Source organism: Paractinoplanes atraurantiacus (assembly GCF_900215205.1).
GTDB lineage: Bacteria > Actinomycetota > Actinomycetes > Mycobacteriales > Micromonosporaceae > Actinoplanes > Actinoplanes atraurantiacus.
The window spans coordinates 144,190-167,814 of record NZ_OBDY01000011.1; the positions used below are offsets into that span (position 1 = coordinate 144,190).

24 protein-coding genes are annotated in these 23,625 nt (G+C 71.8%); 11 read left to right on the forward strand and 13 right to left on the reverse strand.

Going from position 1 to position 23,625, the window contains the following annotated elements:
• Positions 1 to 134 precede the first annotated feature (134 nt).
• Entirely contained in the window at positions 135 to 935 is an 801-nt protein-coding gene (locus tag CRP55_RS24690; RefSeq protein ID WP_097322496.1) for a GNAT family N-acetyltransferase, read from the forward strand.
• A gap of 14 nt (positions 936 to 949) precedes the next feature.
• The gene (locus CRP55_RS24695; RefSeq protein ID WP_097322497.1) at positions 950 to 1,651 is read left to right on the forward strand and encodes an SDR family NAD(P)-dependent oxidoreductase; all 702 of its coding nucleotides are present in this window, start codon (positions 950 to 952) and stop codon (positions 1,649 to 1,651) included.
• 337 nt (positions 1,652 to 1,988) lie between these two features.
• Here the strand turns inward: CRP55_RS24695 and CRP55_RS24705 are convergent, their stop codons facing one another.
• Positions 1,989 to 2,858 (reverse strand): helix-turn-helix transcriptional regulator, encoded by an 870-nt coding sequence (locus CRP55_RS24705; protein WP_097322499.1) that lies wholly within the window; start codon positions 2,856 to 2,858, stop codon positions 1,989 to 1,991.
• A gap of 113 nt (positions 2,859 to 2,971) precedes the next feature.
• Here CRP55_RS24705 and CRP55_RS24710 point away from each other — a divergent pair, with 113 nt between their 5' ends.
• Positions 2,972 to 3,793 (forward strand): SDR family NAD(P)-dependent oxidoreductase, encoded by an 822-nt coding sequence (locus CRP55_RS24710; protein ID WP_097322500.1) that lies wholly within the window; start codon positions 2,972 to 2,974, stop codon positions 3,791 to 3,793.
• Here the strand turns inward: CRP55_RS24710 and CRP55_RS24715 are convergent.
• The gene (locus tag CRP55_RS24715; RefSeq protein WP_097322501.1) at positions 3,767 to 4,444 is read right to left on the reverse strand and encodes a TetR/AcrR family transcriptional regulator; all 678 of its coding nucleotides are present in this window, start codon (positions 4,442 to 4,444) and stop codon (positions 3,767 to 3,769) included. The genes CRP55_RS24710 and CRP55_RS24715 overlap by 27 nt on opposite strands.
• Positions 4,445 to 4,525: 81 nt before the next feature.
• Between CRP55_RS24715 and CRP55_RS24720 the strand changes: the two genes are divergently transcribed.
• Positions 4,526 to 4,993: a nitroreductase/quinone reductase family protein gene (locus CRP55_RS24720; RefSeq protein ID WP_097322502.1), complete on the forward strand. Its 468-nt coding sequence runs from the start codon at positions 4,526 to 4,528 to the stop codon at positions 4,991 to 4,993.
• A 65-nt stretch (positions 4,994 to 5,058) separates the two neighbouring features.
• Here CRP55_RS24720 and CRP55_RS24725 read toward each other — a convergent pair whose 3' ends face one another.
• The 5 genes from CRP55_RS24725 to trpC all read right to left on the reverse strand — a co-directional run bounded on the left by CRP55_RS24725 (position 5,059) and on the right by trpC (position 10,430).
• Positions 5,059 to 6,246, reverse strand: a complete 1,188-nt coding sequence (locus CRP55_RS24725; protein WP_281260810.1) for an FAD-dependent oxidoreductase — start codon at positions 6,244 to 6,246, stop codon at positions 5,059 to 5,061.
• Positions 6,247 to 6,267: 21 nt separating this feature from the next.
• Entirely contained in the window at positions 6,268 to 7,455 is a 1,188-nt protein-coding gene (gene lgt / locus CRP55_RS24730) for a prolipoprotein diacylglyceryl transferase (RefSeq protein ID WP_097322503.1), read from the reverse strand.
• A 50-nt stretch (positions 7,456 to 7,505) separates the two neighbouring features.
• A complete protein-coding gene (trpA, locus tag CRP55_RS24735; protein ID WP_097322504.1) occupies positions 7,506 to 8,309 on the reverse strand; it encodes a tryptophan synthase subunit alpha in 804 nt (267 codons plus the stop codon).
• Positions 8,309 to 9,550 (reverse strand): tryptophan synthase subunit beta, encoded by a 1,242-nt coding sequence (gene trpB, locus CRP55_RS24740; protein WP_097322505.1) that lies wholly within the window; start codon positions 9,548 to 9,550, stop codon positions 8,309 to 8,311. Before trpB ends, trpA begins: the two co-directional genes overlap by 1 nt.
• Before the next feature lie 76 nt (positions 9,551 to 9,626).
• On the reverse strand, positions 9,627 to 10,430 hold the full coding sequence (gene trpC, locus CRP55_RS24745) for an indole-3-glycerol phosphate synthase TrpC (RefSeq protein WP_097322506.1): 804 nt from the start codon (positions 10,428 to 10,430) through the stop codon (positions 9,627 to 9,629).
• Positions 10,431 to 10,806: 376 nt separating this feature from the next.
• On the opposite strand from trpC, the gene CRP55_RS24750 reads away from it, so the two are divergent.
• On the forward strand, positions 10,807 to 11,091 hold the full coding sequence (locus CRP55_RS24750) for a hypothetical protein (protein ID WP_179855325.1): 285 nt from the start codon (positions 10,807 to 10,809) through the stop codon (positions 11,089 to 11,091).
• 190 nt (positions 11,092 to 11,281) lie between these two features.
• Here the strand turns inward: CRP55_RS24750 and CRP55_RS24755 are convergent, their stop codons facing one another.
• Genes CRP55_RS24755 through hisI form a run of 3 tightly spaced genes read right to left on the reverse strand, consistent with a single transcriptional unit; the run spans position 11,282 to position 13,748 of the window.
• Positions 11,282 to 11,866, reverse strand: a complete 585-nt coding sequence (locus CRP55_RS24755; protein ID WP_097322507.1) for a Trp biosynthesis-associated membrane protein — start codon at positions 11,864 to 11,866, stop codon at positions 11,282 to 11,284.
• A complete protein-coding gene (locus tag CRP55_RS24760; protein ID WP_097322508.1) occupies positions 11,863 to 13,395 on the reverse strand; it encodes an anthranilate synthase component I in 1,533 nt (510 codons plus the stop codon). Before CRP55_RS24760 ends, CRP55_RS24755 begins: the two co-directional genes overlap by 4 nt.
• Positions 13,392 to 13,748: a phosphoribosyl-AMP cyclohydrolase gene (hisI, locus tag CRP55_RS24765; protein WP_097322509.1), complete on the reverse strand. Its 357-nt coding sequence runs from the start codon at positions 13,746 to 13,748 to the stop codon at positions 13,392 to 13,394. The genes CRP55_RS24760 and hisI overlap by 4 nt, the downstream gene beginning before the upstream one ends.
• Positions 13,749 to 13,934: 186 nt before the next feature.
• Here hisI and CRP55_RS24770 point away from each other — a divergent pair, with 186 nt between their 5' ends.
• The 4 genes from CRP55_RS24770 to CRP55_RS24785 all read left to right on the forward strand — a co-directional run bounded on the left by CRP55_RS24770 (position 13,935) and on the right by CRP55_RS24785 (position 17,948).
• The gene (locus CRP55_RS24770) at positions 13,935 to 15,620 is read left to right on the forward strand and encodes a hypothetical protein (protein ID WP_097322510.1); all 1,686 of its coding nucleotides are present in this window, start codon (positions 13,935 to 13,937) and stop codon (positions 15,618 to 15,620) included.
• A gap of 165 nt (positions 15,621 to 15,785) precedes the next feature.
• On the forward strand, positions 15,786 to 16,490 hold the full coding sequence (locus tag CRP55_RS24775; RefSeq protein WP_438865819.1) for an ABC transporter ATP-binding protein: 705 nt from the start codon (positions 15,786 to 15,788) through the stop codon (positions 16,488 to 16,490).
• A 64-nt stretch (positions 16,491 to 16,554) separates the two neighbouring features.
• Positions 16,555 to 17,283, forward strand: a complete 729-nt coding sequence (locus tag CRP55_RS24780; RefSeq protein WP_097322512.1) for an ABC transporter permease — start codon at positions 16,555 to 16,557, stop codon at positions 17,281 to 17,283.
• Between the two features lie 8 nt (positions 17,284 to 17,291).
• Positions 17,292 to 17,948: a TetR/AcrR family transcriptional regulator gene (locus CRP55_RS24785; RefSeq protein WP_097322616.1), complete on the forward strand. Its 657-nt coding sequence runs from the start codon at positions 17,292 to 17,294 to the stop codon at positions 17,946 to 17,948.
• Here the strand turns inward: CRP55_RS24785 and CRP55_RS24790 are convergent.
• Positions 17,884 to 18,609 (reverse strand): DUF2470 domain-containing protein, encoded by a 726-nt coding sequence (locus tag CRP55_RS24790; protein ID WP_097322513.1) that lies wholly within the window; start codon positions 18,607 to 18,609, stop codon positions 17,884 to 17,886. The two genes, CRP55_RS24785 and CRP55_RS24790, sit on opposite strands and share 65 nt — an antisense overlap.
• A gap of 108 nt (positions 18,610 to 18,717) precedes the next feature.
• On the opposite strand from CRP55_RS24790, the gene rpsD reads away from it, so the two are divergent.
• A complete protein-coding gene (rpsD, locus tag CRP55_RS24795; protein WP_097322514.1) occupies positions 18,718 to 19,326 on the forward strand; it encodes a 30S ribosomal protein S4 in 609 nt (202 codons plus the stop codon).
• 4 nt (positions 19,327 to 19,330) lie between these two features.
• Here the strand turns inward: rpsD and CRP55_RS24800 are convergent, their stop codons facing one another.
• Positions 19,331 to 21,091, reverse strand: coding sequence for an ABC transporter ATP-binding protein (locus CRP55_RS24800; protein ID WP_097322515.1), 1,761 nt, complete (start codon positions 21,089 to 21,091; stop codon positions 19,331 to 19,333).
• Positions 21,088 to 22,866, reverse strand: a complete 1,779-nt coding sequence (locus CRP55_RS24805) for an ABC transporter ATP-binding protein (protein ID WP_179855326.1) — start codon at positions 22,864 to 22,866, stop codon at positions 21,088 to 21,090. The genes CRP55_RS24800 and CRP55_RS24805 overlap by 4 nt, the downstream gene beginning before the upstream one ends.
• Positions 22,867 to 22,976: 110 nt before the next feature.
• On the opposite strand from CRP55_RS24805, the gene CRP55_RS24810 reads away from it, so the two are divergent.
• Positions 22,977 to 23,594 carry a TIGR03085 family metal-binding protein gene (locus CRP55_RS24810; RefSeq protein ID WP_097322617.1) on the forward strand — a complete coding sequence of 206 codons (618 nt, stop codon included), beginning with the start codon at positions 22,977 to 22,979 and terminating at the stop codon, positions 23,592 to 23,594.
• The last annotated feature ends 31 nt before the right edge of the window (positions 23,595 to 23,625 follow it).

A 23,625-nucleotide genomic window follows, 5' to 3' on the forward strand; every position in this document is an offset into this window, starting at 1 on the left:
AAAGTCTCTAGAGTCTACGTTAAGGGGGGCCGATCTCCGCCAGTTCAGATGGATCACACTTCGTGTGGGGCGAATCCACCTTCTCGGCACAATCGGGTAGCCGTACCTCTATGCACATTGGGTAGTCTCGCGCGGTGGCGCTACAGGATACCGACGTCTTCGTCAGGCTCGAGCGGTTTTACGACGCCCTTCCCCGACCCTACGCACGGGCCGAGGATTTCGGCGGACTTGTGTTGTTCGTCCGCGAGGGCGAGGGCTGGCCCTACTATGCCCGGCCCATCATCGGAGCGGACACCCCTTCCGCCGCTGATATTACTGCCGTTCGTCAGCGGCAACGCGACCTGGGGCTGCCCGAGGCCTTCGAGTGGGTCCACGAGACCACTCCCGACCTGCTGGCCGTGGCCCGCTCGGCCGGCCTGGGCGTGCTGCTGGCCCCGCTGCTGGTGCTCGAGGCGGCCGCGCTGGTGCCCGACCTGCCGGTGGCCGGCGGCGCCATCCACTTCCTCGATCCGTCCTCCGACCGCTTCGACGCCGAGGTGTTCGCGGCCCGCGCGGTGGCCCAGCACGCGTTCGCCGGCGCCCCCGGCAGCGGTGTGAGCCAGGCCCAGATCGATCTCGACCGGCGGCAGGTCGACTCGGGCGACTACTCCATCGCCGTGGTCGAGTCCCCGAACGAGGGAATCCTGGCCACCGGCACCCTCATGCGTTCCGGTGATGTGGCCGAGATCGCCGGCGTCGCCACCCTCCCCTCGGCTCGGGGCCGCGGGTACGCGTCGCAGCTCACCGCGTCGCTGGCCCGCCGCGCGCTGACCGCCGGCGTCGACCTGGTATTCCTTTCCGCGGGCGACGACGACGTGGCGCGCCTCTATACAAAGGTGGGGTTCCGCCGCGTGGGCACCGCCTGCATCGCCGAGCCCGCGGCCGCGCCGCTGTAGAGAAGGGAACGACCATGGACCTCGGAATCGCCGGCCGCACCGCGCTGATCGTCGGCGGCAGCGGCCTGCTGGGCCGGGCCGTCGCCGCCGCCCTGCTGGCGGAGGACGTCCGCGTCGTGCTGGCCGCCCGCGACGAGTCCCGCCTGGCCGACGCCGCCCACAGGCTCGACGACGAGGTGGCCTGCCTGACCGTCGACACCGCCGACCCGGCGTCGGTCCGGGCCGTGGTGGAGCGCCTGGGCACCGTCGACATCCTGGTCAACGCGGCCGCGCCGCCCGCGCACACCATGGACCCGTCCCGTGACCGCGAGCCGTCGCAGATCCTCTCCGCCCTGGACGCCAAGGCCGGCGGCTACCTGCGCGTCATGGACGCGGTCCTGCCCCGCATGCGCGACTCCGGCTTCGGCCGCGTGGTCAACATCAGCGGCCAGAACGCCCACCTGACGAAATCGGTGACCGGCGCCGTCCGCAACCAGGCCGTCATCACCGCGTCCAAGGCCCTGGCCGACGCGTACTCGGGCACCGGCGTCACCATCAACGTCGTCAACCCCGGCATAGTCACCGCCGACCCTTCCCCGGCGACCGCCCCCGCCACCGGCGGCGAGTCGACCCCCGAGCAGGTCGCCGCCCTCGTCACCTTCCTCTGCTCCACCTTCGCCGCCACCATCTCCGGCGAGTCCATCGCGGTCGGGCACCGGGTCTTCGGAGTGCAATGACTTCAGAGGTACGGAATTAGCGAAGGCCCCCGCCGCAGGGACCGGCATCTGCCGTCCCGGCCTCCCGTCGCCGCTTCCGGGCTGTCCTGCAACACCGGCAGGCCGGCGCTGTGCCACTCAAGCTAGCTGCCGCCGCTCACGCGGAACATCACCATGCGGTGCCCCGCAGCGTCGGTCGATCAGCTCCCGATCCGCGGCACGCTCGGCGCTCGGCCGGCCCTTCCGGTACGCGGCCATGAGCAGAGCCGCCCGCCTCTGCCGCATACGCGCCGCCAGCGCATCCTCCCGGCCGTCGTGTGACTCTTCCCCCAAGCCGCCCACGCTCATGCCGCGCACCTTAGCCACGCTCGAGCCGGTCCGAGGATCCCGCGACGGAGGGAACAGCCATCAGGGCGAGCAGGCGCAGGTTGTCGGCCGAGCGGGAGCCGGGGTCGGTGGTGTAGAGGAACAAGGTCTGGTCGGGGTCGCCCGGCAGGGACAGGGCCTCGTAGCGCAGGGTGATCGGGCCCACCGCGGGGTGGGTCATGTGTTTGGTGCCGTGGGTGCGCTCGTGGACCTGGTGGGCGTTCCACCACGTACGGAAATCGGCGCTTTTGATGGTCAACTCTCCGACCAGCTCGGCCAGGCGCGGGTCGTCCGGGTGGCGGCCGGCGTAGAAGCGCAGCGTGCCGACCACGTCGGCGGCCACGGCCGGCCAGTCCAGGAAGACCTCGCGGGCCTGCGGGTCGAGGAAGACCCAGCGCGTGTAGTTGCGGTGGCGGGGTGGCAGCCGGGTCCAGTCGGTGAGCAGGGCGCGGGCCAGGGCGTTCGAGGCCAGCACGTCGGTGCGGCGGCCCACGATGAACGCCGGATGGTCGGTCATCGAGGCGATCAGCTGCTGCATCGCGGGGCGGACCCGCTGCGGCGGGAGCGGGTCGGGGCGGTGCCGGGGCGGGCGGGCCAGGTCGGCCAGGTGGGCCCGGGCGGCCGCGTCGAGCTGGAAGACGCGGCTCAGGGCGTCGATCACGGAGTCGGACGGGCTGGTGTGCCGGCCCTGCTCGAGGCGCGTGTAGTAGTCGACGCTGACGCCGGCCAACTGGGCCACCTCCTCGCGGCGCAGGCCGCGGACCCGGCGACCGGACGGGGCCTCGGTGATGCCGGCCGCGGCGGGACTCATGCCGGTACGGCACGTGCGGAGGAACTCGCCCAGGGCTGCCACGCCCTCCATGATCTCGCCATGAATGGCGGACCGACAGGGTCTGGGTGGGCATGGCGTTCCCCGGTACGGCTGGACCTGGCCGAGCCTGTCCGCGGGCCGCCGCCGCGGCGAGCGTGGAGGACATGACAAACACCTGGTTCATCACCGGCGCCTCCCGCGGACTCGGCCTCGAGCTGGTCCGGCAGCTCCTGGAGCGCGGCGACACGGTCACGGCGACCACCCGCTCCCCCGAGCGGCTCCTCGCCGGCCTCGACGGCGCCGACACCAGCCGGCTCCAGGCCCTGGCCGTCGACCTCGCGGACGAGGAGCAGGTCAAGCGGGCGGTCGAAGCGGCCGGCGACATCGACGTGGTCGTCAACAACGCCGGCTACGGGTTCCTGGCCGCCGTCGAGGAGGTCAGCGACGCCGAGGCCCGGCAGATGTTCGACGTGCAGGTCTTCGGCGTGTGGAACGTGCTGCGGGCCGTCCTGCCGTCGTTGCGCGCACGCCGCGCCGGCCACATCGTCAACGTCTCGTCGATCCTGGGCCTGACCGCCTTTGGAGGCTGGGGCCTCTACTGCGCCGGCAAGTACGCCCTGGAAGGCCTCACCGAGTCGCTGGCGGCCGAGGTCGCCGACTTCGGCGTCCGGGTCACCCTCGTCGAGCCGGGATACATGAGGACCGATTTCCTCCGTACGCCGTCGATCGGCCTGCCCACGAGCACGGCGGACGGCTACCCGGCGATCCGCGAGATGACGGCCGCGCACCTGGCGATGCCCGGCACCCAGCTCGGCGACCCGGCCAAGGCGGCCGCCGCCATCATCGCTGTCGCCGCCCAGGAGAAGACCCCGCTGCACCAGCTGCTCGGCTCGGACTCGTACGGCCTGGCCAAGGCGCGGATCGCCGCCCTCACCGAAGACGTCGAGGCGGGCCGCGAGCTAGCCGTCACCACCGACGTCGGCTGAGCGGCGGCGTTCCAGGCCGTCCAGCAGCAGGTCGAGGGCGAAGGCGAACTCGAACTCGTCGTCGCAGCCGCTGAGCGGGCCGTCGTGGGTGACGGCGGCGGCCAGCTCGGCCACGTGGGGCAGGGTCTCGGCCCACTCGGCCGGAGGCGGCGGGGCGGACGGGTCGGGGGTGTCGTCGAACAGGTCCTGGCTGAAGCCGAGGATGCGGCTGCCGAGCAGGTGGATGGCGTGGTGGCCGAGATCGACCGAGCAGCCGCCGCCCCGCATGATCGCCAGCACGCGTTCGATGTGCAGCAGCACGGCCGGTGTCGGCTCGCCGCGGCCCTCGATGACCCGTACGGCCCAAGGATGTCTCAGCATCGTGGCCCGCGCCCGCATGATCAGGGCGCGCAGCCGGTCGGTCCAGGCGCCCTCCGACTCCTCGGCGGCGATCCCGGAGACCACGGCGTCGGCCATCGCGGCGAGCAGGGCGTCCTTGTCGCGCAGGTGGTAATAGATCGACATCGCGTCGACGCCGAGATGCTGGGCGAGGCGCCGCATGCTCAGGCCGTCGAGCCCGTCGCGGTCGGCCAGCTCGACGGCGGCCGCGACGATCCCCTCCTTGGACAGTCGGGCCGAGGAGCGGGTCGAGGTTCCTGCGCGTCGTGGCACGAACTGAATCGTACTTGTTCTCCTACGCCGTAGAGTTTACTCTACGGCGTAGACCTACACCGTAGAGAACGGAGTACGGCGATGACCGCGACCCTCCCTCCGAGATGGTTCGTCCGCAGCGCCTGGGTGGCGCACAAAGCCCTGCTGCGGGTCAGCCGCGACCGGGTCGGCCTGTCCACGCCGACGCCCGGCGGCAAGTTCGGCTTCCTGCGGCTGCACACGGTCGGCCGCCGCTCCGGCCGTCCCCGCGCCGTCGTGCTCGGCTACATCGAGGACGGCGACCGCCTCGTCACCCTGGCCATGAACGGCTGGGACCCGGCCGACCCGGCCTGGTGGCACAACCTGAAGGCCCACCCCGAGGCGACAGTCGACCTGGCCGGCGGCAGCTTCCGTCCGGTGACCGCCCACGAGGCCACCGGCGCCGAGCGCGAGCGCTTGTGGGCGGCCCTGCACGACTACACCGGCTACGGCGACCTGGACGCTTTCGCCGCCCGGCGCGGCCGTGAGACGGCCGTGGTGGTGCTCAGCCCCGCCCCGAGCCGCCCGTGAGAGCGGCCCGGCCCAGCGGCCCCAACAGCGCGGCCTCAGCGGCGCGGGACAGCGGCGCGGGACGGTCAGTCCGGGGGTGACCAGTCCGGGGTGGGGGCCATCATCCGGGGGCGCATGTGATTCAGGGCGGCGTCGCGGGCGCGCAGGGCCAGGCGGCCGCGGGCCTGGACCACGGCCGACATGCGGCGGGTCTGGCGGACCACGCTGGTGGTGCGGGGGCGGCGCAGACGGCAGTACATCTCGATCGCGGCCACCAGATCCGGGCCGGGCGGGGCGTCCGAGACGAGGGCGGCCAGCGTGGCCGCGTCCTCGAAGGCCAGGCAGGCGCCCTGGCCCAGGTGGTGGGGCATGGCGTGGGCGGCGTCGCCCAGCAGCACGACGCCGCCGGGACCGGACGGGAAGCCGTACGCGCGGGGCAGCGGCCTCAGCTCACGCACCTCGTGCGGCACCAGGTCCTCGGGGCTGGTGGCGGCCAGGAGCTCGCCGACCGGTTCCGGCCAGCCGGCGAACCAGCGGCGCAGCAGCTCAAGCTGGGTGGCCGGCGACTCGGGCCGTGGGGCGCCGGCCGCGGTCGCCACCCAGTAGACGCCCTTCCCAACGCCGAGCGGTATCGAGATGAAGCGGTAGCCGGCGCCCAGGGTCTCCCCGCCGGTCGTGTGCTCGGACGACAACCGGTAGGCGGGCACCACGGCCTGCCAGTCGGCGAAGCCGGAACCCACCGCCGCCGCCTCGGGCGCCAGAGCCCGCCGCACGCAGCTGTCAATGCCGTCGGCCGCCACGACCAGGTCGGCCTCGATCGTCGTGCGGCCGTCGCTGACCGAGGGGCGCAGGCCGGGGCCGGTGCGAATCGTGGTCACGGCGAAGCCGGTCCGCATCTGCACGTAGTCGCCGAGGCCGGCGATCAGCACGTCGTACAGGTCCTCCAGGCGCACCGCGGCCGGCGCCGGGCCCGAACCGGCACGCCCGCGCGGGGTGACCAGCCATTGGCCGTCGGGGCGGCGGACGCCGCCGTCGGGCAGCGGGGACGCGATCGACGACCAGCCGCCGGACGGGTCGAGCGCCTCCAGGGCGCGACGGCCGTTCGGCCACAGCACCAGGGCTGTGGGCGGAGCCGCGACCCGCTCGGCCCGCTCCAGCAGAGTCACCCGCCAGCCGGAGCGGGAGAGGGCACCGGCCGAGGCCAGCCCGGCCATCCCGGCGCCCACCACGACCGCCCGTCCGACCACCCCACCGCCGCCCTTAGATCGACTCACTTCGTGAGGCTGCCGTCCGGTTTAGCGCTCGTCGTTCTTGCGCTGCGTCTCCACGTCGACGTCGCCGCCGGAGGACCCGTCAGGGCCCGTGCCGGCCGCGGCCCCGGTGGCCAGGACCGCCTCACCGACGCCGGCGGGCCCGGCCGGATCGGCCGGCTCCAGCGGGTGCCCGCCGGCCGCGATCTCCTCGGCCATGTCCTGCGGCGTCTCCGGTGGCAGGATCCCGGTCTTGCGATATTCCTCGAAGCGATGGTGGCTGACGACCTGGTAGCCCTTCGGCGCGCGGGCCGGCTGCTCGCCGTCGCCGGTCACGTCGACCTGGCTGACATCGCTTCCGGCGGCCGGCTCGGGCAGCGTCTCGGGGGCGTCGTCCGGCACCACGTAGGCCCGGGGGCCGCGGACCACCAGGAAGTAGATGAGCGCCAGCAGGAACAGGACGATCGCGGTGAACACGTTCAGCCGTACGCCGAAGAAGTGGTTGGCCTCGTCGACCCGCAGCATCTCGATCCAGGCCCGGCCGGCCGTGTACGCCATCACGTACAGCGCGAAGGCCCGGCCCCGGCCGAACTTGAACTTGCGGTCGGCCAGCCACACCAGCAGCGCGACACCCAGGTCCCAGATCAACTCGTACAGGAACGTCGGATGGTAGAGGTCGGGCAGCGTGACCGCCTGCCCGTCGATCACCGTCGCATGACCGGGATTGGACCGGTCCATGTCGTGGACCTCGAGACCCCACGGCAGCGTGGTGACCTTGCCGTACAGCTCGTTGTTGAACCAGTTGCCGAGCCGGCCGATGCCCTGAGCCACCGGCAGGCCCACCGCCAGCGAGTCGGCGACCAGCGCGAACGGCAGGCCGAGCTGGCGGCAGCCGATGTACGCGCCGAGCGCGCCGCCGATCACCGCGCCCCAGATGCCGAGGCCGCCCTCCCAGATGTAGAAGGCCCGGATCGGGTCACCGCCGGCGCCGAAGTAGTCCTGCGGCGACGTGATCAGGTGATATATGCGGGCGCCGACGATGCCGAACGGCACCGCCCACACCGCGATGTCGAGCGAGGCCCAGCGGGCCACGCCGCGGCTGCGCATCCGGTATTCCAGGATGTAGAGGGCGGCGACGATGCCCAGCACGATGCAGAGCGCGTACGCCCGCACGGGCAGGCCCAGCACATGCCAGACCGACGTCGTCGGACTCGGGATCGCGGCGGTAATCACGGTTGCACACGCTACCGTCGAAGTCTGCGGGCCGGGTGCTCAGGGCGCGCCTAGTTTCGCGGGTTGCGCACGCCCTCGGCGAGTTCGGCACTGAGCGTACGCAGCCGGGACAGACCCGTAGCGCGATCGGGCGCCTCGAGCACGCTGCGGATCAGCGCACTGCCCACGATCACCCCGTCCGCGAAGCCGGCGACCTCGGCCGCCTGCGCCCCGTTGCCGACGCCCAGGCCGACACCGACCGGCATGTGCGGGTCGGCGTGCCGCACCCGGTCGACCAGCTCCGGCGCCTGCGACGACACCGAGGTGCGGGCGCCGGTGACGCCCATCAGCGCGGTGGCGTAGACGAAACCGCGGCACTGCGCGACCGTCATCGCGATCCGCTCGTCGGTCGACGACGGCGAGACCAGGAAGGTGCGGTCGATGCGGTGCTCGTCGGAGGCCGCGATCCACTCGGCCGCCTCGTCCGGGATCAGGTCCGGCGTGATCATGCCGGTGGCGCCGGCCGCCGCGAGATCACGGGCGAACGCGTTCACCCCGTACTTCTCGATGGGGTTCCAATAGGTCATCAGGACGACCGGAGCGCCCGTACGGGCAACCGCCTCGATGATCTTCAGGGTGTCGCGGGTACGGACCCCGGCCGCGAGCGCGATGTCGCTGGCCTTCTGGATGACCGGGCCGTCCATGACCGGGTCCGAGTACGGCAGCTCGACCTCGATGACGTCGCAGCCGGCCTCGTGCATCGCGATCATCGAGGCGATGCTGTCCTCGACGGTCGGGAAGCCGGCCGGCATGCAGCCGATCAGAACCGACCGGTTCTCGGCCTTCGCCTTGGCGAAGACGTCAGCGATGCTCATTACTCCTGCTCCCCCGGAACGATCGTCTCGACCGGGTCGAGAATGCCGAAGTACGCGCCCGCGGTGTGCACGTCCTTGTCGCCGCGGCCGGACAGGTTGACCACGATGGTCGGCGTGCGGCCCAGCTCGGCCCGCAGCCGCGGGGCGATCCGGGCGGCGCCGGCCAGCGCGTGCGCGCTCTCGATGGCCGGGATGATGCCCTCGGTGCGGCAGAGCAGGTGGAACGCGGCCATCGCCTCGGCGTCGGTCACCGGCTCGTACGTGGCCCGGCCCGTGTCGTGCAGCCAGGCGTGCTCCGGGCCGACGCCCGGGTAGTCCAGGCCGGCCGAGATCGAGTGCGACTCGACCGTCTGGCCGTCGTCGTCCTGCAGCACGTACGTCCGGGCGCCGTGCAGCACACCCGACGAGCCGCCGGTGATCGACGCGGCGTGCCGGCCGGTCTCGACGCCGTCGCCGCCCGCCTCGAAGCCGTAGAGCTCGACCGACTCGTCCGGCACGAAGGCGTGGAAGATGCCGATCGCGTTCGAGCCGCCGCCCACACAGGCCGCCACCGCGTCGGGCAGCCGGCCGGTCAGCTCGAAGCACTGCGCCCGGGCCTCGATACCGATGCCGCCCACGAAATCGCGGACGATCTCGGGGAACGGGTGCGGGCCGGCCGCCGTGCCGAGCAGGTAGTGCGTCGAGTCGACGCTGGCCACCCAGTCGCGCAGGGCCTCGTTGAGCGCGTCCTTGAGCGTGCGCGAGCCGTTCGTCACCGGGATGACGGTGGCGCCGAGCATGCGCATGCGGGCCACGTTCAGCGCCTGCCGCTCGGTGTCGGTCTCGCCCATGTAGACGACGCACTCGAGGTCGAGCAGGGCGGCCGCCGTCGCGGAGGCCACGCCGTGCTGGCCGGCGCCGGTCTCGGCGATCACCCGCGGCTTGCCCATCCGCTTGGCCAGCAGGGCCTGCCCCAGCACGTTGCGCACCTTGTGGGCGCCGGTGTGGTTGAGATCCTCCCGCTTGAGCAGGATCTCGGCGCCGACCGCGGCCGACAGGCGCTCCGCCCGGTACAGCAGCGAGGGCACCCCGGCGTAGTTGACCAGGAGGCTCTCGAACTCGGCCTGGAACACCGGGTCGGTCTTGGCCGACCGGTAGGCCGCGTCGAGCTCGTCCAGCGCCCGCACCAGCGCCTCGGGCACGAACCGCCCGCCGTACCGGCCGAAGTGCCCGGCCAGGTCCGGCAACGAGGGCGCGCTCATGTCGGTTCTCCGCTTCGCTCCGAACCGCCATGAGGCACAAGCGCACTGAGCCTGATGATTCGCTCCCTCCGGTCGCTCATCGCACCGGCCGTGGTGTCGCCGGGTGGTTGCCGGCGTTGACCAGCTCGGCCACGGCGTCGCGCGGGCTCTTCTGGGTCACCAGGCCCTCGCCGACCAGCACGGCGTCGGCACCGGCCGACGCGTACCGGATCAGGTCGTGCGGTCCCCGCACCCCCGACTCGGCGATCTTGACGACATTGTTGGGCAGCCCCGGCGCGATGCGCTCGAAGACGGACCGGTCCACCTGCAGCGTGCGCAGGTCACGGGCGTTGACCCCGATGACCTTGGCGTTCGCCTCGAGGGCCCGGTCGGCCTCCTCCTCGTTGTGCACCTCGACGAGGGCGGTCATGCCCAGCGACTCGATGCGCTCGAGCAAGCCCATGAGCACGTTCTGCTCGAGGGCGGCCACGATGAGCAGCACCACGTCGGCGCCGTGGGCCCGCGCCTCGTGCACCTGATAGGACGAGATCACGAAGTCCTTGCGGAGCACCGGGATCTGAACGGAGGCGCGAACCGCCCTCAGATCGTCGAGCGAACCGCCGAACCACCGGCCCTCGGTGAGCACGCTGATGACGCGGGCGCCACCCGCCGCGTACTCCCCCGCCAACTCGGCGGGGTCGGGGATCTCGGCCAGCGCCCCCTTGGAGGGCGACGACCGCTTCACCTCGGCGATCACCGCCACGCCCGGCTTACGCAACGCCGCGTAAGCGTCGATCGCCGGTGGCGCCGCCGCTGCCAACTCGCGAACCTGCTCCAGCGGCACCTGCTTCTGCCGTGCCGCCACGTCCTCGCGCACTCCTGCGAGGATCTCCTCCAGCACGTTCTGCGGCCCGCCAGTGCCCGCTTCCGTCTGCTGATCGGATGTCACGTAATGACTCCCCTCTCCGGGTGTCCTCCGCCCGATGCTAGGAGGTCGCGGTCGCGCAAGGCCCCCCGGGGTATGGCACGCCTCACGAGATGGGCTCGGGCATAATGCGGCCTGATCAACGGCGGTGTGTCACTTCTGTCACATGGGTCACGGCCGCCGCGGGCCGCTGGGCTGCGGCACCTCATCTGATCGGTGGATCCCACGGCGCGTTGACGCGAGCGTCACGCTCCGGAAATACGGTCCGGCCATGATGAGGACGAGGCAAACTGGTTCGGGCGCCCCCCGACGCGCCTCGTGTCGATGTCTTCCAGCGATGTGGAGTAATCCCGTGGCAGCCACCCGGACCGATGCCGGCTTCGCCGACACCCCCCGCGCTCTGGTCTCCGCCGCCGCCGACCTCTTCGCCGGCCTCCAGCGGGTGGTGATCGGCCCCGGCAGGGTCCGCACGGCCCGCGACAACGCCTGGGCCGCCACCTTGGAAGACCGCGCCCGCCACGAGGCCCGAGCCGAGCTGAGCCGCGAGGTCGCCGCCATGGTCGCCCGCCGCGCCGTCCCGGCCCCGCAGCCCACCCCGCGCCGCGCCCCGTCGCGCCCCCTCGCCAAAACCGCCTGACCCATCTCTCCCAAGATCACCCGCACGGGGCATCCCACCTCCCGCGCAGTGGCCCCGCGCGCCCTCCGCCTGAAGGCCTGCCCGGAAAATCCGGAGATTTCGGGCCACGCTGCCGTTGTGAGCCGCCGGCCGTCATCAGGCCCAACTGGATGGTCGTCGCGGTCGAGAGCGCGTCCCCGGTGAAGCAAGGTCAGGAAGTGGGGTCGTCGCCGCGGTCGAGGGCGTCCCAGGCCGTACGGGGATCGACGGGGGTTTCGTCCGATGTGAGGGCGGCCGGGGCCAGCGGGCCGGGGGTGCTTCCCGGTTCCGGCGAGTGCGGCTGGGCCGGTTTACGTTCGTACCGGGCCGACATGCGTGGCCACAGATGGCCCTGACGCGCGGCAGTGAGGCCGCCGGCCGCGATGATCGCGCCGCCCACGGCGCAGGCGATCGGCCAGAACGTCGCGCCCGAGCCGGCCTCGCCCACGTCCAGGCCGAGGCGGCCGGCCAGCGCGCCCGCGATGACGCCGAGGCCGGCCAGCGTCAGCAGGACGCCGACGGCACGCCGCACCCAGCCGTGCGTGGCCAGCAGCGCACCCGTGCCGGCCAGGGCGACCAGGGCCAGGCCGATCATCCAGGGCTCCAGGTCGGCGCCGGTCCGCGGAGTGCGCACATCGGACATTCCCGGCCGGTGAGCCACGTCGAGCGACCACGTGCGCGTGGCGCCGTACGCGGCTATTCCGGCACCGGCCAGACAGGCGATCAGGGTCAGCAGGTAGGAGCGGCGGTGGTTCATCGCGCGGCGCGCAGGGTCTCTGCTGAAGCGATCGCGGCCAGCACCGCCGCCGCCTTGTTGCGCGTCTCCTGCTCCTCGGCCGCCGGGTCGGAGTCGGCCACGATGCCGGCGCCGGCTCCCACGTACGCCGTGCCGTCCTTGAGCAGGGCCGTACGGATCGCGATGGCCATGTCCATGTCGCCGGCGAATCCGAAATATCCGACCGTCCCGCCGTACAGGCCGCGGCGGGTGGGCTCCAGCGACTCGATGATCTCCATGGCGCGGACCTTGGGCGCGCCCGACAGCGTGCCCGCCGGGAACGTCGCGGCCAGCGCGTCGAAGGCGCTCTGATCGTCGCGGAGCTCGCCGGTGACGGTCGAGACGATGTGCATGACGTGGCTGTAGCGCTCGATGCGGGCGAACTCCGGCACCTCGACCGTGCCCGGCTTGCAGACCCGGCCCAGGTCGTTGCGGCCCAGGTCGACCAGCATGACGTGCTCGGAGCGCTCCTTGGGGTCGGCCAGCAGCTCGGCCGCGAGCGCGTTGTCCTGCTCGGGGGTGGCGCCACGCCAGCGGGTGCCGGCGATCGGGTGCAGCAGCGCGCGCCGGGTGCCCTCCTCGTCGGCGCTGACCTTCAGGTGGGCCTCGGGCGACGAGCCGACGATGTCGAAGTCGTCGAAGCGCAGCAGGTACATGTACGGGCTCGGGTTGGTCGCCCGCAGCACCCGGTAGACGTCGAGCGGGTTGGCGTCGGTCGGGCGCTCGAAGCGCTGGGCCACCACGATCTGGAAGCACTCGCCGGCCCGGATCGCCTCCTTGGCCTCCTCGACGGCCTTCTGATATTCACCGGGGGCCGTACGGCTGACCGGCTCCCCCGCCGGGCGGCGCTCCACGGTGGAGATCATGGGCGGGGTCGGCCGGGACAGCGCCGTCGTCATCGCGTCGAGCCGGCCCACCGCCTGGTGATAGGCGGCGCGGCGGTCGGCCTCGGAGGCGTCCTCGGCCAGCACCGCGTTGGCGACCAGGATGGCCGAGCCGTCGTAGTGGTCGAGCACGACCAGGTCGGTCGCCAGCATCATGCCGAGCTCGGGCAGCGGCAGATCGTCGCTCGCCGTGCGGGGCAGCCGCTCGAAGCGGCGCACGAGGTCGTAGCTGAGATAGCCGACCATGCCGCCGGTCAGCGGAGGCAGATCGCCGGGCGCCGGGCCGTCGGCCAGCGCGGCGACCGTCTCCCGCAGGGCAAGAACAGGATCACCATTGAGGGGTACGCCGGCGGGCGGCGCACCGAGCCAGTGCGCCTCACCCGCGCGCTCGACCAGGGTGGCCGCGCTCCGGACACCGACGAACGAATATCGCGACCAGGCCGCGCCGGACGGGCCGGCGCCCTGCTCGGCCGACTCCAGCAGGAAGGTGCCGGGGCCGCCGGCCAGCTTGGTGTAGACGCCGACCGGCGTCTCGCCGTCGGCCAGCAGGCGCCGGGTGACCGGGACGACCCGCCGGTCGGAGCGCAGGAAGTCGGCTTCGCTGGGAGAGACCGCTCCGCTGGTCACGACGAGCTCACCGGAAGCTCGTCGAAGAAGCACGTGTGCTCTCCGGTGTGGCAGGCGGCGCCGGTCTGCTCGACGGTCACCAGCAGGGCGTCACCGTCGCAGTCGAGGGCCACGCTCTTGACGAACTGGTGGTGGCCGGAGGTGGCGCCCTTGACCCAGTACTCCTGGCGGCTGCGCGACCAATAGGTGGCGCGGCCGGTGGTCAGCGTGCGATGCAGCGCCTCGTCGTCCATCCACGCGAGCATGAGGACGTCGCCGGTGCCGTGCTCGCGCACGATCGCCGCGACGAGGCCGTCGGGGGTGCGCTTGAGCCGGGCCGCGATGGCCGGGTCGAGATCGGTCGTGACTGCCACGACGACGATTCTCCCCCATCGGCCGAACAGCCTTTTACCCGCCACGACGCGGCCCACGATCCGGGCACAGGGGATGTGCCGGGCGGCGGGGAACGGTACCGTCGTCGTGCGCCGCGCCCAGCCAGGGCGCATCTGCCCACCTGCTTGGAAGGGCGGCACGCACAGTTCGACGGGAGTCCGCAAGCAATGGAGCCGACGTCCAGCCCCGACAACGCTCGGTCGAACCGCGGCCTGGCCCGCTTCTGGCCGGTGCACCGCGAAGGGGAGGACGAGGCCACCACGCCCGACGCGGCCGAGTCGCCGGCCACCCTTTCGAGTGAAACCGAGATGGTCGCCCTCGGCTCCCGCCGGTCGTCGGAGACTCCCGGCTCGCCCGTCGCGTCGGCCACCCCCGACGAGCGCAACGAGCGCGCCGAGCGGGACACCCCGGCCGAGGGACCCAAGGCGCCGGCCTCCTCCGGCCCGGGGCCGATCCCGTCGGCCCGGCCCGAGTCCGGCGTGCCGTCGGCGCGACCGCCGCTGCCCGTTCCCGGTGGTCAGCACGGCCTGCCCGATCGGGATACTGATCACTCCGAGGCCGGCGAGCGCGAGGACGGCGCCGCCGCGGCCGTAGAGTCCGCTCGGGCCAACCCCTGGGACCGCGACCCCGCCACGTTCGGCGGTTTCGGTCTCGGCGGCCGCAACGGCCGGATGCTGTTCGGCGGGCGCAACCCGCTCGAGCCGCGCCCCGCCGGCCTCAACGGGCACAGCCACGGGGAGGCGAACGGCCATGCCTCTACTGTGGATGGCCCCGAGCAGGCGGACGAGAACGACGAGAACGGGCGTGATGACATGAACGGACGCATCCCGGCGACGGGCGAGAACGGGTCGGCCCCCGTCTCCGGCCCCGGCGGGGCCACCGGCTGGGCGTCCGTGCCCACCTCCAAGCACCCGACGGTCACCCCGACCTCGGGCGCGCCGGTCTCCGGGGCGCCCGTCTCGGGCGCGCCGGTCTCCTCGGCACCGGTCTCGCCGGCGCTGGGCTCGACGGGACCGAGCGCGACGGGACCGAGCGCGAACGGCACGGGCTCCAACAACCCCGGCTCCAACGGCGCGGGTTCCAACAGCCTGGGCTCCACCGGCCTGGGCTCCACGAACACGGGCTCCAACGGCCTGGGCTCCACGAACACGGGCTCCACCGGCCTGGGCTCCAACGGCCTGGGCTCTGCGAACACGGGCTCGGCGGGGTTGCGGCCCGACGGCCTGGGCTCGACAGGGCTGGGCTCCTCCAGCCTCGGCTTCGGCGGCAACTACGGCGAGCCGGCGTCCTACACGCCGGCGCTGCCCGACCCCGAGGCCGGCCCGGTCTCCGGCGTTCCGGCGCCGCGCGCGGCCTCGGCCAGCATCCCGGTGCCGGCCGCACCGCCCTCGAAGTCGCCGGTGACCTTCAGCGGCGACCTGACCGCCAAGACCGTCGAGGACGAGGAGCCGGCCCCGCTGCCGCGCCGCTCGGCCAGCCTCGAGGACGCCGAGCCGGCCCGCCGCGGCCGCCGGGCCGCCCCCGAGGAGCCCGAGGACGAGAAGCCGGAGGACGCGCCGCTGCGCCCGGGCGACGTGGCCGAGGGCAACATCGCGTTCTGGGACGAGGACGCCGTCCGCCACTTCCGCGCCGCCTGGCACGAGGTGAAGGCCGAGTTCGTCGACGACCCCGAGACCGCCCTGACCCGGGCCCACGACCTGCTCACCGACGCGGTCAACGAGCTCACCGAGGCCCTGCTGGCCGAGCGCGACGAGCTCGACCCGCTGCGCGGCAACAAGAGCCCCGACACCGAGAGCATGCGCATGGCCATGCGCGGCTACCGCGAGTTCCTGGACCGCATCCTGGCTCTCTGACACATTCCGGACGAAGCCGCCGCCCTCGCGAGAGGGTGGCGGCTTTTTGTCATTTACGCGGCCACGGAATTCATCTAGCGTTGAACTCATCGGGTGATGAAATCGACGGAGGCGAGAAGAGCCTTCAGTCAGATCAAGGGCGGTGGCGGGGTGGTTGGACAGGGGATCGAAGTGAAGGACCTGGTGGTCGAGCGAGGGAAGCGGGAGGTGCTGCGGGGGATCACCTGCACGGTTCCGACCGGGCAGGTGACCGGGCTGCTCGGGCCCAGCGGCAGTGGCAAGACGACGCTGATCAGGGCGATCGTCGGTGTGCAGATCGTCAAGTCGGGGTCGGTGACCGTGTTCGGGGAGCCGGCCGGGAGCGCGGAGCTGCGGCGCACGGTCGGCTACGTGACGCAGGCGCCGAGTGTCTACGCCGACCTGACCGTGCGGGAGAACGTGCGGTACTTCGCCGCTCTCTACGGGCTGGGCGCGCCCGAGGCCGAGCGGGCCATCGACGACGTGGGGCTGAAAGAGGCGGCCGGGCAGCTGGTCGGCAATCTCTCCGGCGGGCAGCGCAGCCGGGCCTCGCTGGCCTGTGCGCTGATCGGGACGCCGCGGCTGCTGGTGCTCGACGAGCCGACGGTCGGGCTCGATCCGCTGCTGCGGGCCGACCTGTGGGCGAAGTTCCACGCCCTCGCCAAAGCGGGGACGACACTGCTCGTGTCCAGTCATGTCATGGACGAGGCCGGGCGCTGCGACCGGCTCCTGCTGATCCGCGAGGGGCGGCTGATCGGCGACGACACCCCGGCCGCGATCCGGGAGCGGGCCGGGACCGACGACCTCGAAGAGGCTTTCCTGCGGCGCATCCGGGAGCAGGTGACGGCATGACCGACTGCACCGGAGCGAGCGCAGCGGGTGTAGGGCCAGGAGGGCATGCCAGAGGAGGCTCAGCATGATCCTTCTGGCGACGACTCAGCGGATCCTGCGGCAGCTGCGGCACGACCGGCGGACGGTGGCGCTGCTCATCGTGGTGCCGGTGCTTCTGCTGGCGCTGATCTATTTCATGTACGACGGCGCGGGGAACACTTTCGACCGGATCGCGCTGACCATGCTCGGCATCTTCCCGTTCGTGATCATGTTTCTGGTGACCAGCATCGCGATGCTGCGCGAGCGGACCACCGGCACCCTGGAGCGGCTGCTGACCACTCCGATGGGCAAACTCGACCTGCTTTTCGGGTACGGGCTGGCGTTCAGCCTGGCCGCCGCCGTCCAGGGGGTGGTCGCGACCGGCGCGGCGTACTGGCTGCTCGGCCTGACGACCATGGGCAGCGCCGGGCTCGTCGTGGTGGTCGCCGTGCTCAACGCCGTACTCGGAGTGGCCCTGGGGTTGTTCTGCAGTGCCTTCGCCCGTACGGAGTTCCAGGCCGTACAGTTCCTTCCGGTGGTCGTCGTGCCGCAGATCCTGCTGTGCGGGCTGTTCGTGCCGCGGGAGCAGATGGCCGGCTGGCTCGAGGCGATCAGCAACGCGCTGCCGCTGACGTACGCGGTCGACGCGCTCCTGCAGGTCGGGCAGTTCGCCGAGCCGACCAGCGAGATGTGGTGGGATCTGGTGATCGTCGCGGGGGCGGCCGTGGTCGCGCTCGTCCTGGCCGCCGCGACCCTGCGACGGCGGACTGCTTAGGAGCTTTGTTGGTACGCAGGAGCGGGCGGCGTCCCGGCAATCAGGACACCCGTGCGTCCATCTTGGAGGCCGCCCGGTCGTCCTTCGCCGAGAAGGGGTTCGACAAGGCGTCGATCCGCTCCATCGCGGCCGGCGCCGGCGTCGACCCGGCGCTGGTGCACCACTACTTCGGCACCAAGGAGAAGCTGTTCCTGGCCGCCCTGAACGCGCCGATCAACCCCGGCGAGCTGATCCCGCAGGCCCTGGCCGGGCCTCGTGAGCAGGCCGGCGAGCGGCTGGTGCGGATGGCGCTGTCGGTGTGGGACTCGCCGGCCGGCGCGGCCGCCCTCGCGGTCTTCCGTTCGGCGCTGAGCAACGAGTGGACCGCGCGGCTGCTGCGCGAGTTCGTGGTCACGCAGATCCTGCGCCGGGCGGTCAGCGAGCTCGTCGCCGACCAGCGGGAGGCACCTATGCGCTCGGCGCTGGTCGCCACGCAGATCGCCGGCCTCATGGTGACCCGCTACGTGCTGCGGATCGAGCCGCTGGCCAGTGCCGATCCCGCGCTGCTGGCGGCCATGATCGGCCCGAACGTCCAGCGTTTCCTTACCGAGCCGCTCGATCTCAGTCTCCGCAGCGGTGGCACAACACCGGGTGCAGCAGGTGAGCCAGATCGTGGCGGTCGCTGACCGGGCGCGGGAAGGCGAGACGGGCCAGCTTGTCGTCGAGGCGGACCATGAAGCCGTACCGGTCCATCCGTACGACCTGGGGCTCGGCCTTGGGCTGGAACGTCGAGCCGAGCTGGCGGCGCACGTAGGCGCTCATCTCGGCCTCGTGGTGGTCGATCAGGTCGGCGATCAGGTCGAACTCGATGCGGCAGAGCGGGTCGGGCGTGGCCTCGGCCCAGTCGTCCACGTCGACGTCGACCAGGTTCTCGTTGCGCTCGTAGCGCACCTCGGCCACGTCCAGCCGGTGGATGACCTGGCCGTCGCCGACATCGAGCAGGTCGCCCGAGGCGTCGATGTCGGCGTAGTCGAGCGTGGCCGCCCGCTCCGCGCCCCCTTCGAGCAGCGTGGCCCAGCCGGAGATCCACACCCGGCCGATGGCGGGTGAGCCGGCCATCGGCGGCACGTCGGAGATGTCGAGCACCATCGCGGTGTCGTCGTTGCCCTCCTGCGGCTTGAGGGCCGCGGCGAGGGCGCCGTCACGCGGCGACAGCAGCAGCACACGGCCGTTCGCGTCGGTGACGTGCCGCACGGGCAGGGGACCCGGGCGGCACGCGATGTGCGCGACGCCGGGCAGGTGGCCGGCGGCGAGCGTGCGCGCTACTTCGGCGTGAGTGGGCTGCATGGTGTGGACCTCCGGGCACCGGTTAGGCTTGCCTTAGTAAGGTGAGGCTAACCGTAACAAACGGGTTTAGGAAACAGGGCCTCAAGCGCAAGTGACTCCGGAGACTTCATGAACAACTCCCGACCCAAGGCCAAGCTCTCTCGGGCGCTCGGCATCCCTCTGACGCCGAAGTGCGTGAAGTACTTCGAGAAGCGGCCCTTCCCGCCGGGTGTGCACGGCCGTAGCCGTCGCAAGGCCTCGGACTACCAGGTCCGTCTGCTCGAGAAGCAGCGCCTGCGGCACCAGTACAACATCAGCGAGGCGCAGATGCGCCGCGCCTACGACGACGCCCACCGGGCCGAGGGCAAGACCGGCGAGACCATGGTCAGCCTGCTCGAGCGCCGCCTGGACGCCGTGGTGACCCGCGCCGGCCTGGCCCGCACGGTCTACCAGGCCCGCCAGCTCGTCGTGCACGGCCACTTCACCGTGGACGGCAAGAAGGTCGACCGCCCCGGCTACCGGCTCAAGCCGGGCCAGGTCGTCGAGGTGCGCGAGAGCAGCCGGCAGAAGCCGCCGTTCCAGATCGCCGCGGCCGGCGCCCACGTCGACGGCCCGACCCCGCCCTACCTGTCCACGGTGCTGGAGGACCTGCGCACCACGGTGATCAGCATCCCCCAGCGCTCCGAGATCCGCGTCCAGTGCGACGAGCAGCTCGTAGTCGAGTTCTACGCCCGGTAATCAATCACCGGGTCTGCTCCAGCCACGAGGCGTACAGCTTCGCGTAGATGGAGCCCTCCTGCTGTACCAGTTCGGTGTGCGGGCCGCGTTGGACGACGCGGCCCGCGTCCACCACGATCACCTCGTCCGCGGCCTGGGCCGTGGACAGCCGGTGTGCGATCGCCACCGTCGTCCGCCCCCTGGTCACCGTGTCGAGGGCGTGCTGGAGCCGCACCTCCGTGGCCGGGTCTACCGCACTGGTCGCCTCGTCCAGGACCAGCAGGTCAGGATCGGCCACGTACGCCCGGACCAGCGCCACCAGCTGCCGCTCCCCCACGCTGAGCGCCTCGCCGCGCTCGCCCACCGGGGTCTCGAGCCCGCCCGGCAGCCCGTCCAGCCAGTCCTTCAGGCCCAGCTCGGCGAAGGCGTCCGTCAGCTGCTCGTCGGTGAGCGACGGCTCGGCGAACCGGATGTTCTCGGCCACTGTCGCGTCGAACAGGAAGCCGTCCTGCGGCACCATCACCACGCGCGAGCGCAATGACGAGAAACGCACCGAGGTCAGCGGCGTGCCGGAGAGCAGGACCTCGCCCTCGGCCGGGTCCATCAGCCGGGTGAGCAGCTTGGCGAAGGTCGTCTTGCCGCTGCCGGTCTCGCCGACCACGGCCACCTTCGTACGGGCGGGAATCTCCAGATCGACGTCGTGGAGCACGACCGGGCCGCCGGGGTAGCGGAAAGAGACGTCGTCGAAGCGTACGGACAAAGGTCCCACCGGAAGAGCGACGCCGACGTCGTCCGGATCGGCCACATCGGGGCTCAGGTCGAGGACGTCGAGCACGCGACGCCAGCCGGCCACCGCGTTCTGCGCCTCGTTGAGCATGTCGGTGGCGATCTGCACCGGCTGGATGAACAGCGTCACCAGGAACAGGAACGCGGTCAGCCGGCCCACGGTCAGGCCGCCGTCCTCGCCGATCAGCACGCCGACCACGACGACGGCGGCCAGGGCCAGGCCGGCACCGATCTCGCCGCTGGAGAAGCTGGTCACGCTGGTCTTGAGGGCCTTCTGCTGCGCGCTCCGCAAACCGGAGATCGACTCGTCGAGCCGCTTCTCGGTGCGGCCGGCGACCCCGTACGCCCTGATCACCAGCGCACCCACGACGCTCTCGGCGACCGCGCCCAGCATGACGCCGGTGCGCTCGCGCACCGCGGCGTAGACCGAGGCCAGCCGCTTCTGGAAGAGCCGGATGATCGCGACCGAGGGTCCGAAGGCGAGCAGCACCACGATGGTGAGCTGCCAGGAGTAGACGAACATGACGATCGTCGAGACCAGCAGCTGGCCCGAGGCGAGCAGCAGCTGCACGCCGCCGGTCTGCAGGAACTGCGAGATCTGGTCGACGTCGCTGGTCACCCGGGACACCATGGTGCCGCGCCGCTCGGACTGCTGGTGCAGCATCGACAGGTCGTGGATGTGCCGGAACGTGCGCGAGCGCAGGCCGCCGAGCGCGGTCTCGCTGACCGTGAACAGCCGCCGGGTCATCAGGTAACCGGCCAGCGTCGAGATCATCAGCGCGACGAAGGTGACCGCGACGACGCCGACGACGTACTGCAGGTCGGGCCCGCCGTCGCCGCGGATGCCGTGGTCGATGCCCTGCTGGACGGCGATCGGCACGGCGACCCGGCCGCCCATCTGCACCAGGGCGAGCGCGATCGTTCCGCCCAGGCCCGGGCGCAACTCGGGAGAGAGCGCCAGCCCGCGCTTGATCGTCGCGAAGGTACCTGCGTCGGTCATGCCTCGACCCTTTCGGCCTTCTCGTACGCGGTGACGAGATCCGAGTAACCCTGATGGCCGGCCAGGAGCTCGGCGTGGGTGCCGGTGGCCACGACCTTGCCCTGCTCGAGATAGACCACCTCGTCGGCCAGGGCGATCGTGGCCCGGCGATAGGCGACGACCAGGATCGACGCGCCCGCGTCGTTGCCGCGCAGGGCGGCCAGGATGTCGGCCTCCACGCGGGGGTCGACCGCGCTCGTGGCGTCGTCCAGCACGAGCAGCCGGGGCTTGCCGGCGAGCGCCCGAGCCAACGTGATCCGCTGACGCTGGCCGCCGGACAGCGAGGTGCCTCGCTCACCGACCGCCGTGTCCAGCTCCTGCGGGAGATTCCGGACAAATTTCTCGGCCTGCGCGAGATCCAGCGCCCATCGGACCGACTTGTCGGAAATTTCCGGGCGGTCGAGCGTGATGTTGCCACGGATGGTGTCGTCGAAGATGAAAGGGATCTGCGGTACGAGGGCTTCCGCCCGCGCGAGCGCGGCCTCGCTGAGCGACGGCAGTTCCGTGTCGTCCAGAAGGATCTGCCCGCCGACCGGGTCCATCAGGCGCACCGCGAGCGAGGCGATGGTCGACTTGCCCGAGCCGGTCGCGCCGACGAGGGCGACGGTCTTGCCCCGGGGCACGGCGAACGAGACGTCGCGCAGGACCAGCGGCCCGTCCCCGTACCGGAAGTCGACCCTGTCGAATCGCAGCTCGGCGGCCCCTTCGGCGTCGGCGGTCTTGTCGCCGTACGACAAATCGCCCGTCGCCGAAAGGACGGCCTGGACCCTCTCCCACCCGGCCACGCTGCGCGGCAGCTCCGCCACCACCCACCCGATCGCGCGCACCGGGAAGGCCAGCACCGTGAAGAGGAAGCTCACGGTGACCAGCTCGGTCACGGTGATCGCGCCCGACTCCAGGCGCCACGCGCCGAGCAGCAGCACGGCCAGCGTGCCCAGGCTGGGCAGGGCGTCCATCAGCGGGTCGAACAGACCGCGCAGCCGGCCCACGGAGATCAGCGCGTCGCGCAGCTCGGTCACGAAGACCCCGAACCGGCGCGACTCGTCGGCCTCGCGGCCCATCGTCTTGACGACCAGCGCGCCGTCGAAGCTCTCGTGCGCGACCGCGCTGACCTTGGCCCGCATCCGCTGAGCCCGGATCTGCCGCGGCGACATGGCCCGCGAATAGACGAAGTTCAGCCCGAACAGCGCCGGGAAGAGCGTGACACCGACCAGCGCCAGCACCGGATCGGTGAAGAACAGCGCGACCACCGCCGCGATGATCATCACGATCGTGCCGACCGCGAACGGCAGCGGCGCGATCGGCACGAAGGCGGCCTCGACGTCGGAGTTCGCGTTCGACAGCAGGGTGCCGGTGGCGTGCCGCTGATGCCACGCGGGCGGCAGCGACAGATAGCGGCTGGTCACCGCCCGGCGATAGCGGGCCTGGAGGCGGAACTGCATGAAGCCCGCGCCCAGGCGACGGCCGAAGACGCTGGCCACGCGCAGCGCGCTCAGGCCGAGGAAGACGGCCGCGATCAGCGCGAGCTCGCCGGTGCCGGCATGGCCGCTGCTGAAGGCGGGCACGACGACATGGCCGATGACATAACCCACCACGTACGAGTTCGCGATGACCAGAAGGCCGAAGACGCTGCTGCCGACGACCCCGACGGTGAACAGGCGCGGTTCGGTACGAATCGCCTGTCCCAGCACGCGCAGTCCCCGTCCCAGCACATCGCGGCTGGTCCTGCTGCTCAATTTCCTACCTGACTGGTAAGTGTTCGCCGGGGGTTCCGGCCTTACTTCCCCATCCTGCCGAACGGGCGCCGTTCGTTCACAGGTACGACAATGTGTCTACGATCACGTTCGTGACCGCCTATGCCCGCAGCGAACGCCGGCTCCTCGCCGACCTGCTGCTTTCGCTCGGACCGGACCAGCCGACCCTGTGCGAGGGATGGACGACCCGCGATCTCGCGGCCCACCTGGTCGTGCGCGACCGGCGGCCCGACGCCTCGGCCGGCATCCTCCTGCCACCCCTGCACGGTCACGGTGAACGCGTGCGCCTGGCCAAGGCTTCCCAGCCGTACGAAAAAGTGATCTCCGAATTGCGGACGCCGCCGTGGTGGAGCCCGGTCAGCAATCCGTTGCTGGACGAGGTGACCAATGTCGTCGAGTTCTTCGTGCACCACGAGGACGCGCGGCGGGCGCAGCCGTCGTGGGAGCCGCGCTCCCTTTCCCCGGGTGAAGAGACGGCGCTCTGGAAGGCCGTGCGAATGACCGCCAAGCTCGCCCTGCGCCGGGCTCGACTGTCGGTGGAGATCCGCTCCGAAGGCTTTGGCTCGCTGACCGTCGGCCCCGCACCGATAGCCACTTTGTCCGGAAATCCCGGTGAAATCGCACTTTTCCTCACCGGCCGCAAGGACGCTGCGCGCGTGGACATCACCGGCGATGCGGCCCGGTTGCGTGACGCCTCACTGGGTCTCTGATTGGCCCAACCGATCAGGGCTTGATTGGCCT